The organism is Hyphomicrobium sp. B1, assembly GCF_049532635.1.
Classification (GTDB): domain Bacteria; phylum Pseudomonadota; class Alphaproteobacteria; order Rhizobiales; family Hyphomicrobiaceae; genus Hyphomicrobium_B.
Map to the genome: position 1 here is coordinate 2431956 of NZ_CP134871.1, position 13275 is coordinate 2445230.

The window sequence follows — 13275 nt, forward strand, 5'->3', positions numbered from 1 at the left end:
GTTCTCAACTGGAAGTCACGCAGCGCTCGTTACTTCGCCGGACCTGTCTCGATAGGCAGACCGTTCTCTTGGCCCCATTCGGCCCAGCTGCCGTCGTAGACGGCCGCGTTGGTCTGGCCGACCACGGCAAGTGCCAGGGCCAGCATCGAAGCCGTGACGCCGGAACCGCACGTCGTTACGACCGGCTTCGACACGTCGATGCCGACGCCCGAGAACAATTTGTTGATCTCGGCTGGTGACTTATAGGTTCCGTCCGGATTCAGGAGCTGCTGTGATGGAATATTCTTCGAGCCCGGTATGTGGCCCTTCCGGAGACCTGGTCTCGGCTCCGCGTCCTTGCCTTCGAAGCGTCCTGCCGGGCGCGCATCGACGATCTGGACGCCGTTCTTTTTGAGCAGAGCCTTCATGTCTTCGAGGTCGCGCAGGATCTCTGTATTCTGCAGCGGCGAATAATGCCGTTCCGAGCGCTTCGGCGGTGGCCCGTCTTCCAGCGGACGTCCCTCTGCCTTCCACTTGCGCAACCCGCCGTTGAGCACGGCGACGTCGCGGTGTCCCATGGCGCGGAACGTCCACCACACGCGCGCAGCCGAAAAGATGCCGGTCGTATCGTAGACGACGATGCGGGCACCGTCTCCGATACCCATTTTCTTCATCCGCGACGCGAATTTCACGGTCGAGGGCAGCATGTGCGGCAGCGACGACTTCTCGTCCGAGAGATCGTCGATATCGAAAAACAGCGCGCCGGGGATATGCTCGGCGAGATATTCCTTCTTGGCATCCCGTTTTTCGGTCGGCAGATGCCAGCTGCCGTCCAGAATGATCAAATCCGGCGATGAGAGGTGATCGGCGAGCCAATCCGTCTCGACGATCCAATTCTTGGCGGTATCAGGCAAGGAATGTCCTACAGGTTCGACATGGCTTTATTTTGGGGCTGACTGCACATAGGCAAAACTTGCTGGCCTCGCAAGTTGGTCGCCACAAAATCAGACGGGGTGGCCAATTGGCCGAGCCTTACAGCCGCTATGCCATACAGCCGTTTACGCGTTGTTTTCGGCAGAACTTTTCAGTATGACACCCGCTCCGCGGCAGTTTGTGGGTGCACCGCACACCTGCCGGGATGCAAAAGTGCGATATCGCGATAAAAGGCGGTTCGTTCAACCGATGCGGGCGTGGCGGAACTGGTAGACGCACTGGATTTAGGTTCCAGCGGCGAAAGTCGTGGGGGTTCAAATCCCTCCGCCCGCACCACTTTTGTTTGCGCGCAGCCGCCACGCCAGCCTGCGTGCGATGGTTCCGAAGATCATCGCGGCATAAAACTTATCCCGGGCACGCTCGGCCGCAGGCGCGAGCGCTTGCGGATTTGGCGAGGCGCCTCTAAAGGAAGCCCGGTCGGCAGCTACAACGCGCAAACCCGAAGGTTTTCCTGAGTTTACGCGTCATTCTCAGCGCGCTGGCAACGGCTTAACTAGCTCAGAATTGGACGGGGAATGTCTCGAAAATGGCTCGTCGCCGGGGGCGGCATATCGGGACTGGCGGCCGCTCAGTGCTTGCAGGCGAACGGCCGCGATTATGTCCTGCTCGAACGCTGCCCTGCAGTCGGCGGCCTGACGCGGACGACGCAGGTCGAAGATTTCTGCTTCGACTACACCGGCCACTTTCTGCATCTGAGGCGCTACCCATCGCCCGCGCAGGTTCCCTATGCGCATCTGAATGATGACGATTGGGCGACTGTCGACCGGAAGTCCTACTTCTACGCCGGAGAGCGCCTGATCGAAGCGCCCATCCAGTACCACCTGGGCGAGCTGCCGGACGGGCTTCGCCAGGACTGCGAGAAATCATATGACGAGCGGCCGAAAGCCTCGGGCGACGGCACCGGCTTTCGCGATTTCATCGTCTCGGGCTTTGGGCAGGTCGTCGCTGATCGCTTCCTCATCCCGCAGAACGAAAAGACGATGGCGACGCCGCTGAGCCGCCTGTCGATCGGCGCCGTCAAACGCTTCTTTCCGCCGCCCGACGAAGCCCGCATTCGCGCCGGTTTCGCCAATACGGGCGAGCGTTTCGCCGAATACAACACCACCTTCTGGTATCCAAAACGCGGTGGCATCGACGTGCTGACGCGCGGCCTCGCCCATGGCCTCACGAGCGTTGCGACGACGCAGGAAATCTCGCACATCGATCTTAATCGTCGTGTCGCGACCACGAGCGCGGGCCTGTCCGTCGAATGGGAAAAGATGTTCCCCAGCATTCCGCTTAAAACGCTCTGCGAGTTGACGGAAGACGCGCAGCTCGCTGGCGCTGCCGCCAAGCTCAGCCACAGCTCGACGATAAGCTTCAATTTCGGCGTGCGCGGTAAGCTGCCAAGCGTCTTGAAAGATGCGCACTGGGTTTACGTTCCCGACCGTGACATCCCGTTCTATCGTTTCGGCTGCTATTCCAACATCTCGTCTGCGATGGCCTCGCATGGGCTGAATGCGGTCTACGTCGAGGTCGGCGTACCGGGCGAAGAAATCGACAAGATCGATATCGTCAGCAAGACGCAGAAAGACGTCATCGCGGCGCTGGAAAAACTCGGCTGGGTCAAAAGCGAAGACATCATCTGTGCCGTCACCCACGTGATTCGCTGCGCTTACGTTCACCACACGCCCGAGCGCGATCAGCTTGTGGACGAAATTCTTGCGCGGTTGAATACATTCGGAATTCACCCCATCGGCCGTTATGGGCTGTGGGATTATGTGGGCATGGAGGATTCGATCAGCTCGGCGCTGACGACGGTCGAGGCCCAGCTCTGAGGGAGATCAGCGTTTGAAATCTCTGATCGTAACCGCCGACGATTTCGGGATGACCGTCCCGGTCAACGAGGCCATCGAAGCCTCGCACAAGAACGGTATTCTGTCGGCGACGAGCCTGATGACAGGCGGCGAAGCCTTCGATGACGCAGTCGTCCGCGCCCGCCAGCTTCCCGATCTCGGTGTCGGGCTGCACATCCATTTGGTCGACAGCCGCCCCGTCTTGCCGCCGGAACAGGTGCCGGATCTGGTCGGCCCCGACGGCAATTTCTCCAACAACCCCGAGGTTTTTGGCTTCAAGCTGTTCTTTTCGCCTGAGATGCGCCGTCAGGCCGAAGCCGAGATTACGGCCCAGTTCGAGCGCTTCGAAAAGACCGGGCTCGTGATGGACCACGTCAATGGTCACCATCATTTTCACATGCATCCGGTCGTGACAGACGCCATCGCCAAGCTGGCGCCGAAATTCGGCTCGCCGCCCGTGCGCTTTCCTGTCGAGCCGTTCGGGCCCTCGCTGCAGGCGGGTGGCGACAAGCCGATCCGGCGGTTCTTCAATTGGGCCTTCTACGCCGGATTGACGCACCGGATGCGCAAGAAGCTCGAATCCGTCGACCTGAAGCTGAACGATCACGTCTTCGGCGTCACCGACACCGGCGGGATGACCGAGGATCGCATTCTGGCCTATCTCGATCATTTGCCCGAGGGCGTAACCGAGCTTTACGCCCATCCAGCCATGGGCGGAGACGGCCGTCCGCAGTCTTATCCTTCTTTTGAGGAATATCGCGGGCTGATAAGTCCGGCCGTCCGCGCAAAAGTTGCGGCACTTGGGTTGCACCCTCTCACCTTCAAAGCGGCATTTGTGTCCTGAGGGGTCGAAAGCCGCCGCATTTATGCTACGCCCGTGTTGCGTGATTACGGCTAGGTCGTATTCGCCGCCACCTATGTCTTGGAGACGCCAGCCGAATGCACATGCCGATCGTGCTTCTCAATCCCTTCGTTATTGCCGGCATCGTTTTGGGTCTTGCAGCGCTCGCATACTTGGTCTTGGCGCTCTACTTCACGTGGCGATTCCGCGAACGCCCGGTTCCTGCCGCCGAAGGCTTTCGTCCGCCGGTATCGGTGCTGAAGCCGGTCCACGGCGGCCAGCCATTTCTTTACGAATGCCTGCGGACCTTCTGCGATCAGGACTGGCCGCAATACGAGGTCATCTTTGGTGCCCATTCGGAAACCGACCCGGCCGTAGCCGTGGTGAAGCGGCTGATGGCGGAATTTCCGGATCGCGATCTGCGCCTCGTCGTTGATGCAAACCTGGCCGGACCAAATCCCCGTGCCTCGAACCTTGCAAACATCTATCGCGCCGCCCGCTACGACATCCTGCTCGTCGCGGACGCCGATCTGAAGGTCGACAGCAATTGCATCGCGTCGCTCGCTGCTCCCTTCATCGATCCGAAGGTTGGCGCCGTCGCCTCGATTTACAAAGGGTTGCCCTACGGCGGCGCAGCGGCCGCCGATTTCGGCACCATGAACATCAGCGATTGGTTCGCGCCGTCTGTCCTCGTCGATGTCGGCCTGCGCGGCATCGACTTCGTTTTCGCGATGGCGAGCGTGCGTCGCGAGGCGCTCGACTCCTTCGGCGGCTTCAACCATCTGTCGAACTTTTTCCCCGATGACTTCGCGCTCGGAAATCTCGTCGCGCAGCGCGGCTACAAGGTCGAGTTGTCACCCTACTGTTGCGATACGATCGTGGCGGAGAAGAGCTTTTCAGAACTCTTCCGCCACGAAATCCTGTGGCAGCGCATGGAGCGCTTCTGCCGCCCGAGCGATCACTTCATGTCGGTGATCACGTGGCCGTTGCCGCTACTTCTTCTGCTTCTGCTGCCGTGGCCCACGGTCATCGGACTGTCGATTATCGCAGCCGAAATCGTGCTGCGCATCGCACTCCACTATCAGGTGCGGCGCAGCTTTAAGATGAACACGCCCGCACAGCCCTGGCTCGTGCCGATCCGCGAATGCGTTTGCTTTTTCGCCTGGGCCTTCGGCCTATTCGGCAACAAGGTGAAGTGGGGCAAGAACATCTTCACCTATGAAGCCTTCCGCAAGCTCATCGCCGATGGACGCAACATGAGCGCCATCGCCGCCACAGTCGGAGAGAAGTGATGAGCGCCGAGGAGGTGTCGACACAGATGGGCTCGCGGACGGCCTTGTTCGCCGCTGCGACCTGCGGCGTGCTCCTCGCCGTCGGCCTCGTCGTCTACTTCGGAATTGGCGAGATCTGGGATGCGCTGTCGACCGCAGGCTGGAGCGGCATGCTCGCCGTCATGTGCGCCTATCTCTTTTCGCTGTGGTTCTGCGCCTGGAGCTGGCGCGTCCTCCTCGTCGAAAAATACCCGCAGAGCCGCGGTCTGATGTTTCTATGGGCGCGCTGGATCCGCGACAGCGTCGGCAACCTGCTCGCCGTCATTCCCGGCGCAGGTGAGGCCGCGGGCGCACGCGAGTTGACCAAGCACGGGTTGCGCGTGAACGTCGCCGCAGCGACCACCATCGTCGATATGACGACCGAGATGCTGGGCCAGCTCATCTACACGTTCATGGGCCTTGCATTCCTGTTCGCCTATCACCCGGACGAGCCAGCCGCGTGGTGGGCCGCGGCCGGCCTTTGCGTCGCGACGATCGCCGTCGTCGGCTTTTTGATCGCACAGCGGAACGGCCTGATCCTTTTTCTGGAACAGCTTCCCGCGAAGCTCGGCTTCACGCGCGGCTGGGAAGGCATGTCGGACACGGGCAGCATTCACAGCGCGATCCAGTCCATCTACCGTGAGCGGAGCGCGGTCGCGGCATCGGTCGGCATCCACTTGCTCGGCTGGCTGTCGGGCGCTGCGGAAACGTGGCTTGCCCTCTATTTCATGGGCCATCAGCTTTCCGTCGGCGATGTTCTCGCACTTGAAAGCCTCGTCTTCGCGCTTAGAAGCGTGGCGTTCGTTGTCCCTTGGGCGGCGGGCGTGCAGGAGGGTGGCTATATCGTGATCGGCGCGCTGTTCGGTCTCGGCCCCGACGTCGCGCTCGCACTTTCCCTTCTGAAGCGCGCCAAAGAGATCATCGCCGGAGTGCCGGGTCTCATTGCCTGGCATATCTCGGAAGGCAAGCGCTTCTGGCAGGGCCGCCTTGCCGAGTCCCGAAAGTGAAGGCGAGGGCTTTCGGCGGCGGCGCGGCAACATCAAACCTTCATACGAACGCCGTATCGAGGTAGCCTCAGCGGAAAATCGCCAGCCGGATCTGTGCCATGAAACGCCTCGCCCTCGCGGGCCTGCTTGCCCTGACAGTTGCAGTCCCAGCAGCCGAAGCCAGACGCGCGCCGCGTTGCGATGGCAATTTCCAGTATGTCAGAGGTGGCTGGGTTTCGACGCCATACTGTCGTGCCGATCAAATCGCCCGCGTAGCGCGCGAACGGGGCATCCGCACGACGGCCGAGGCATTGCTGGCGCATCCGGCGGATGCCGAAGAGATCTGCAGGTTCGTCAAGGCGGACTATCGCGTGCATCCGGCTTGCGAAGAGATCTATTCCATCTTCCAGATCGACGCCGGCACCGGCGGGCTGTGGCTGCACTTTTAAGCGCCTGGCAGCAGATCGTTAAGATCGTGCATGCTTTTTAGCGGCAGGGCATCTTTCCGCCCGCGCGAAACTCGCTAGCATGGCGCGTGATGTCGTCAGCCGCCAGAGGACTGTTTGGAACTTTCAAAAGCCGCTCTCCTTCGCGATCTTCCCTCGGTCGATTCCGTTCTGAAAAGCGGAGTTGCTGCCGATCTTCTGGGACGCTTTGGCCGCACCGCCGCAACGGACGCCATCCGCGATGTCCTCGCAGAAACGCGCGCCACGCTCAAATCCGGGAGCACGACGCTACCGACGATCGAGAGCCTGGTCGCCATTGCGTTTGCCCGACTCGCCGAAAGCGATCGCTCGACAATGCGTCCGCTGTTCAATCTAACGGGCACCGTGCTGCACACCAATCTGGGCCGTGCGCTCATCGCCGAGGCCGCCATCGAAGCCGCCGTCGAAGCGATGCGCGATCCCGTGGCGCTGGAATTTGACCTTGCGACCGGTAAGCGCGGAGAACGCGACGACCATATCAGGGAACTGCTTTGCGAACTGGCCGGCGCGGAGGACGCGACCGTCGTCAATAACAACGCCGCCGCCGTGCTGCTCGCGCTCAACACGCTTGCCGGTGGTCGCGAAGCCATCGTTTCGCGTGGCGAGTTGATCGAGATCGGCGGCGCCTTTCGCATGCCGGATATCATGTCTCGCGCGGGCGCGAAACTGGTCGAGGTCGGAACAACGAACCGCACGCACGCGAAAGATTATCGCGCCGCTCTCACGGACGCGACCGGCGTCATTCTGAAAGTCCACACTTCGAACTATCGCATCCTCGGCTTCACCAAAGAAGTCTCCGCCCCCGAGCTTGCTGAAATAGCCACCGCGGCAGACGTTCCGCTGATGAACGACCTCGGTTCGGGTTCGTTGATCGACCTTTCGATATTCGGCATGCAGTCCGAACCGACCGTACGCGAAGCCGTCGCCGAGGGCGCTGGCATCGTTACGTTCTCCGGCGATAAGCTTCTCGGCGGACCGCAGGCGGGCTTCATCGTCGGCAAGCGCGACCTGATCCAGGCGATCAATCGCAACCCGATGAAGCGCGCGCTCCGCGTCGACAAGATCCGCCTCGCCGCCATCGAGGCCACGCTGAAGCTTTATCGCGATCCCGACCGGCTGTTCGAGCGATTACCAACGTTGCGCCTTCTTGCGCGGTCGCGTGCGGAAATTGAAGCCCAGGCGTCGCGGCTGCTGCCGCATGTTCAGTCTGCCGTCGGCATGGCGTTCGCGGTCGAGACACGCGACTGCAAGAGCCAGATCGGCTCAGGAGCGTTGCCGCTCGATACCGTCGAAAGCGCCGGGCTCGCAGTTCGCTCGAAAAGCGGGGGCGCGGCCCTCGAACGTCTCGCCTCGGCGCTGCGCACTCTGTCGCGGCCTGTGATCGGCCGCATCGAAGATGGCGTGCTCATTCTCGATCTCAGATGCTTGACCGACGAAGCCGCGTTTCTATCTGTCCTTACACATCTCGATCCTCACCGCCTGGCTTAATGTAGGCCGGACAAACCAAAGCCGACAGATAACAAAATGATCATCGGCACCGCCGGACATATCGACCACGGCAAGACCGCGCTCGTCAAAGCACTGACCGGCGTCGATGGCGATCGCCTGAAGGAAGAGAAGGCGCGCGGCATCACGATCGACCTGGGCTTCGCTTACATGCCTGCCGGGGATGGGCGCATTGTCGGCTTTATCGACGTGCCGGGTCACGAACGCTTCGTGCATACGATGTTCGCTGGCGCGAGCGGCATCGATCTCGCGCTGGTCGTCGTCGCCGCCGATGACGGCGTCAAGCCGCAAACGGTCGAGCACTTGGCTATTCTCGATCTCCTCGGGATCGGCAAGGGGCTAATCGTCATGACCAAAGCCGATCTGGCGAGCCCGGAACGCTTGGCTGACGTCACGTCGGAAATCAGAACCGTCGTCGGCGGAACAGTGCTCGCAGGCGCGGATATCTTGCCGGTGTCGGCCGTGACCGGCCAAGGCATCGACGAATTGCGCAGCCGACTGATCGCTGCAGCAGGCGAGACGCCCGCGCGCTCGTCGGAAGGCGCATTCCGCCTCGCGATTGATCGTGTTTTCACGCTGCCCGGCATAGGCGTGGTCGTTACCGGCACCGTGCTTTCAGGCTTCGTCGGCGTGGGCGCACACGTTCAGATCAGCCCGTCGGGTTTGTCCGCCCGTGTGCGTTCGATCCATGCCCAGAACACGCCCGCGGAAATCGGCTGGGCCGGTGATCGCTGTGCGCTCAATCTCTCTGGACCGGGCATTGCCAAGGATGCGATCAGTCGCGGCGATGTCGTGCTCAGTCCGGCGCTCCATGCCCCGACCGATCGCATCGATGCGGTCCTTAATGTCCTGCCGTCGGAAGAAAAGGCCATCGGACAATGGTTTCCGGTGCGATTGCATCATGCCTCCACCGAGGTTGGTGCGCGTATCGTTCTTCTCGATGACAAGGCCGTGCAGCCCGGCGCAACGGCCGACGTGCAACTCGTGCTCGATGCACCGATTGCAGCCGCCGTGCCCGACCGTTTCGTCATTCGCGACGTGTCGGCGCAGCGCACGATCGGCGGCGGCAAGTTCATCGATTTAAGGGCGCCTGCGCGCAAACGGCGAACACCGGAGAGAAGGACACAGCGAGCAGCGCTCGCCATCGACGATCCTAGAGCGGCATTCGCGGCGCTGCTCGATACGCCGCCGTTCACTGCCGATCTTGCTGCCTTCGCGCGAGATCGCGCACTCTCTTCCGTGCAGGCCGGTTGCATCGCTTCCGAACTCGACCTTGTCGTCCTCGACGCTGACGATACGCGAGCGTCCATCTTGCCTGCCCGCTGGCAATCGTTCGTCGCGTATATGATCGAACGCGTCACGCAATTCCACACTGACAATCCTGATCTCCAGGGCATCGGCCGCGAGCAGTTGCGCCTCCTGCTCGAGCCGCGTCTGAGCAAGTCCGTGTTCGCGGCGGCGCTCTACAAAATTGCCGAAAAAGGCGAGATCGCACTCGATGGCGCGTTCGTTCGTCTCGCCACGCATCAAGTGCGCTTGGCGCCGAGCGATGAGGAGATGTGGAAAATCATCGCGCGTCAGATTGGCGGTAACGAGCGTTTTCGGCCGCCCCGCGTTCGCGACATCGCCAATTCAACCAAAAGCCCCGAGCGCGACGTCCGCAGGTTGATGAAGCTCGCAAGCCGCCTCGGTCGGGCCGATGAAATAGCGCACGATCATTTTTTCCTGCGGCCGACGGTCCGCGAGATGGTCGCGATCGCGGCCGACGTGCAAGCCAAAGCTGAGACCGGCTGGTTCAACGCCGCCGAATTCCGTGATCGTCTCGACAACGGCCGTAAGGTTGCGATCCAAATTCTCGAATTTTTTGACCGCAACGGCGTGACGCTCCGCAAGGGTGATCTGCGCCGCATGAACCAACACCGGCTGGACTTGTTCGGAAGCATCGTGCATGCGTCCACAATGGCCGATGGAGGAGAATCGTCCCCGGTGGGGCGTTCGGACTTCAAATCCGAGTGGGGCAGCGAGCCTGCCCTTGGTGGGTTCGACTCCCATTCTCCTCCGCCAGGCGCCAGAACCCGCAAACCTAGCACATCGTGATCAATGCGGCCGATGCGGGCAATAACGCATATTGTAACGAATAAGGGCGGATGGATATCGGCGGGATGCTGCTAGCTTTTACCCAGTGATAGCTAGCCGATATTCTGCTCCGTCAATTGCATAACCAAATCTCTCGAAGTCAAGACGATACATTTTCGTAATCGCCTCGATATCACGTTCGTTTAATTTGTGATTGTCTCTGGATTTTTCTACCCAGTGATTAAATGGCCGTGAAACCCCTAGCTTCGCCTCGATGAACTTCATATCTTCGTCGAGTTGCTCGTATCGCGCTATAAAATCTAATGGCTCGTTGAGGATATTGCAGTAAACCGCGTTGGGTTGATGTCGGTCATTTAATAGCTCGCTGCGATTCGAAAAGCGATAATCGTGCTCCAGAACTATGTCGCGACCAAAATGTGAATGGTATTCCTCGAAAGAAATACCGCTTGGCGTTTGCCGCAAGCCAAAATAATCCGAATAGTGCAGGCATGATCGCGTCCGATCAATCGGGTTCCGAACCACGGCGAATTTGAAATAGTCATCCCACCAGTTGGCATAAAGCTCTTTGGCTTGGCTGGCTAAAAGATGCTTGGTGTGAGGCTCGAATTCCCACCAATCCTGATTGCACAGCCACGTCTCAATGCTTGTCCCTGCGCAGCGAGGAATGTGTACAAAAATACATCGATATTCGTGTGAGATCATCATGTCATCCGTACTTATGATCTACGCACTTTAAACAGGCCCATTGTTCTAAGTCTTCAGCGGGGCTGCGGAAACCAGTGGACAACGGGTTGATCGGACGTCTGGGTCTCCGATAACCTTTGCTCATTCTCGCTCGCCGTTGTGTAATGTAAGTGTTGATCCATCCGGCGGAACGCTTGTTCGCAATATTGCGCGGGCAAGTGTCGTGTCGGTCCAAATTGAAGGATGGTCGGGAGAATTAGTCTGACTATGCCATCGGCGTCCATCGCGGGAATTGCCGTCAAGCCGGAGCCTTTTCAGCGCGCTTGTTCCTGAAAGAGGGATATCGTTCATGGAGAGAAGAGACGTTCGTTATCGTTCAACATTGAACTTTTCTCGCGCATCATGCGCATAGCAATTACCGATAGTTTGCCAAATCGTCCTTATACGGCAGAGCGAGAATTCATTCGACGATTTGCGGTTGCGGCGAAGAATGTTGGCCACGAGGCAATAGAGGTTGTCACGTCGAATGATATCCTGAGGTGCCAGCCCGACGTGGTGCTTTGCCTTCACGAATTCACTCCTAAATTGACCGGCTATCCTACGTTTGGAGTTATGTGGAGCCCTCCGGCGTTCTACAGGCACGATGCCGACCGTATTCGTTCAATAAGGAGCTACGACGCGTATCTGGTGGGCTCTCCTGCCGTCAAACAATACCTGGACGATCTGGAATTCTCTTCTCGGGTTCAGAAGCCGAAATCTGATTTTTGGTTCCTGCCAGCCTCCCCTTGGCAAAAGTTGGCACCGTCCATCCCCAGCACGGTTCGATCGCTTGCGTACATCGGCGTACATTGGGACGGCGCCCGACACGCGGACATACTGACAGATCTTGCCGATGACGGGTCTCTCGCCGTCTATGGACCGGAGTCGAACTGGACCCATCTTCAATCAGGCTATCGCGGTCCTGTTCCTTTTAGCGGAACGGCCGTTCATGACATCCTCTCGTCTCACGGCATCGCGTTATGCCTTCATAAGACAGAACACAGAGAAGCCGATACTCCGTCTATGCGCCTGTTCGAGGCAGCCGGGGCAGGTTGCGTGATCATCGCCGATGAAATTCCGTTTGCTAAACGGATGCTAGGGGATGCCGCCCTTTACGTCGATCTCCGACAGCCCGCAGACAGGGTTGTTGGCGATATCAGGAAGCATCTGGAATGGATCAATCAGAATCCAGGTCAAGCCGACGAGTTGGCAAGACGAGCCCATACCGCCCTGAACCAAGAATACAATCTCGAAGATCTGATTTCCAAAACCGTTGATTTTGCCACCGAAGTCGCATCTATACAGCGCCGCAACATGGAGGAAGTGAAGCGTTTTTATTCGGTTCAAGAGACAGGGTCATCGGCATCGAGCCCGATATCCGAGCCGCTCATAGATATTATTATTCGCGTGGGAGGACGCCCTCGTTCATATGTGGAGCGCGCGGTTCAGAGTGTCGAGAGGCAACTCGTCGGAACATTTCGTATTCTGTTGGTTGATTGCAAAAAGAGGGACGACATACGAGCTATTGAGCATCGCTCGTTCCGTAACTTGAAAATTTGCTACCTCGAATGTGAAGATAACGGTCTTCGTAGCGCCGCGTTGTGGAGGGGGCTCCAAGCAGTAACCGCTCCTTTCTTCGCCGTTCTGGACGATGCGGATCAGATTGAACCCGCTCACTTCTCGCATCTGCTATTTGCGGCCATCAGGCATCCTGAAGCGGGCTTTATCTATGGTGGTGTAATCCGAACCGAAGAGGACGAAGGCTGCTTCGTGGAGGCTCGCAATTTCAGAGGGCCGGGCGGGAAACAGATCGAGGAAACACGTGAACTCAAGTTTCTTGATGAATTCAATCTCACTCGATTGATAACGGGCGACAATTATATTCATTCAAATGCTTGGATAGCTAGGAAGGAAGTTCTTGATTGGACCCTTCTTCAAGATCCACGACTTGAATTCGCCGAGGACGTTTATCTTTACAATTTGATAGCCTCGAAGACGCGATTTGCATTGTGCAATAGAGCGACAGCGGTATGGAATTGGCGGACGATCAGTGAAGATAACAGCGTATTTTTGGATAAAACTAGCGCATGGATCGCATGCGATGAAAGAATAAGACTTCGCCTGCAGGAATTGACATATCCCGGGACGGCGACTTTTTCTGAGTTGTTTCACGCTCAGAGGTCGTCAGCGGAGCTCGTTAACGCGCTGTCCTTGCGCCATCTTCAGGAGCGCCCTCAAGAGAACGACAGTTCTAATGCGATAAAAGACGACAGTCCCGAAACGATAAAAAACGATAACGCCAAGACGATTAAACAAGTGGGCCATTTTAAATCGTGGCTGCAAACAATTCCGATTTACAACTCCTATCGGGAAAATAGGCGGAGGCTCCGGCGAAACGCCAGATCGTTAAAAGAGAGTCAAAGTTCGCCGGAATGAGCTGGCTCGAAATCGGATGTTTGCGGTTCCACCTCGGATGAAGTTCTCGGGCGTCCGTTCGGCGTATTTTCCTGAATTCCTTCG

The 13275-nt window shown here is 58.8% G+C and carries 9 protein-coding genes, 2 tRNA genes and 1 pseudogene; 10 read left to right on the forward strand and 2 right to left on the reverse strand.

The window, feature by feature from the left end:
- Positions 1-29: 29 nt before the first annotated feature.
- Positions 30-893 (reverse strand): 3-mercaptopyruvate sulfurtransferase, encoded by an 864-nt coding sequence (gene sseA / locus RLW55_RS11665; RefSeq protein ID WP_409560631.1) that lies wholly within the window; start codon positions 891-893, stop codon positions 30-32.
- 270 nt (positions 894-1163) lie between these two features.
- Here sseA and RLW55_RS11670 point away from each other — a divergent pair.
- The 9 genes and pseudogenes from RLW55_RS11670 to RLW55_RS11710 all read left to right on the forward strand — a co-directional run bounded on the left by RLW55_RS11670 (position 1164) and on the right by RLW55_RS11710 (position 9999).
- Positions 1164-1248 (forward strand) — tRNA-Leu (locus tag RLW55_RS11670).
- A 239-nt stretch (positions 1249-1487) separates the two neighbouring features.
- A complete protein-coding gene (locus tag RLW55_RS11675; RefSeq protein WP_423414280.1) occupies positions 1488-2789 on the forward strand; it encodes a protoporphyrinogen/coproporphyrinogen oxidase in 1302 nt (433 codons plus the stop codon).
- Between the two features lie 13 nt (positions 2790-2802).
- A complete protein-coding gene (hpnK, locus tag RLW55_RS11680) occupies positions 2803-3651 on the forward strand; it encodes a hopanoid biosynthesis-associated protein HpnK (protein ID WP_423414281.1) in 849 nt (282 codons plus the stop codon).
- A gap of 95 nt (positions 3652-3746) precedes the next feature.
- Positions 3747-4940, forward strand: coding sequence for a bacteriohopanetetrol glucosamine biosynthesis glycosyltransferase HpnI (gene hpnI, locus RLW55_RS11685; RefSeq protein WP_423414282.1), 1194 nt, complete (start codon positions 3747-3749; stop codon positions 4938-4940).
- The gene (locus RLW55_RS11690; protein WP_409560627.1) at positions 4940-5965 is read left to right on the forward strand and encodes a lysylphosphatidylglycerol synthase domain-containing protein; all 1026 of its coding nucleotides are present in this window, start codon (positions 4940-4942) and stop codon (positions 5963-5965) included. Before hpnI ends, RLW55_RS11690 begins: the two co-directional genes overlap by 1 nt.
- A 98-nt stretch (positions 5966-6063) precedes the next feature.
- Positions 6064-6393 (forward strand): hypothetical protein, encoded by a 330-nt coding sequence (locus RLW55_RS11695; protein WP_414463243.1) that lies wholly within the window; start codon positions 6064-6066, stop codon positions 6391-6393.
- Between the two features lie 114 nt (positions 6394-6507).
- Entirely contained in the window at positions 6508-7917 is a 1410-nt protein-coding gene (gene selA, locus RLW55_RS11700; protein WP_423414283.1) for an L-seryl-tRNA(Sec) selenium transferase, read from the forward strand.
- Positions 7918-7953: 36 nt separating this feature from the next.
- Positions 7954-9786 (forward strand): annotated as a pseudogene (gene selB / locus RLW55_RS11705) (selenocysteine-specific translation elongation factor); the annotation flags it as partial.
- Positions 9787-9903: 117 nt separating this feature from the next.
- Positions 9904-9999, forward strand: a tRNA-Sec gene (locus tag RLW55_RS11710).
- A 111-nt stretch (positions 10000-10110) separates the two neighbouring features.
- Here RLW55_RS11710 and RLW55_RS11715 read toward each other — a convergent pair.
- Positions 10111-10737: a sulfotransferase family 2 domain-containing protein gene (locus RLW55_RS11715; RefSeq protein ID WP_414463241.1), complete on the reverse strand. Its 627-nt coding sequence runs from the start codon at positions 10735-10737 to the stop codon at positions 10111-10113.
- Positions 10738-11118: 381 nt separating this feature from the next.
- Between RLW55_RS11715 and RLW55_RS11720 the strand changes: the two genes are divergently transcribed.
- Positions 11119-13191 carry a glycosyltransferase family protein gene (locus RLW55_RS11720; RefSeq protein WP_423414284.1) on the forward strand — a complete coding sequence of 691 codons (2073 nt, stop codon included), beginning with the start codon at positions 11119-11121 and terminating at the stop codon, positions 13189-13191.
- Positions 13192-13275: the final 84 nt, after the last annotated feature.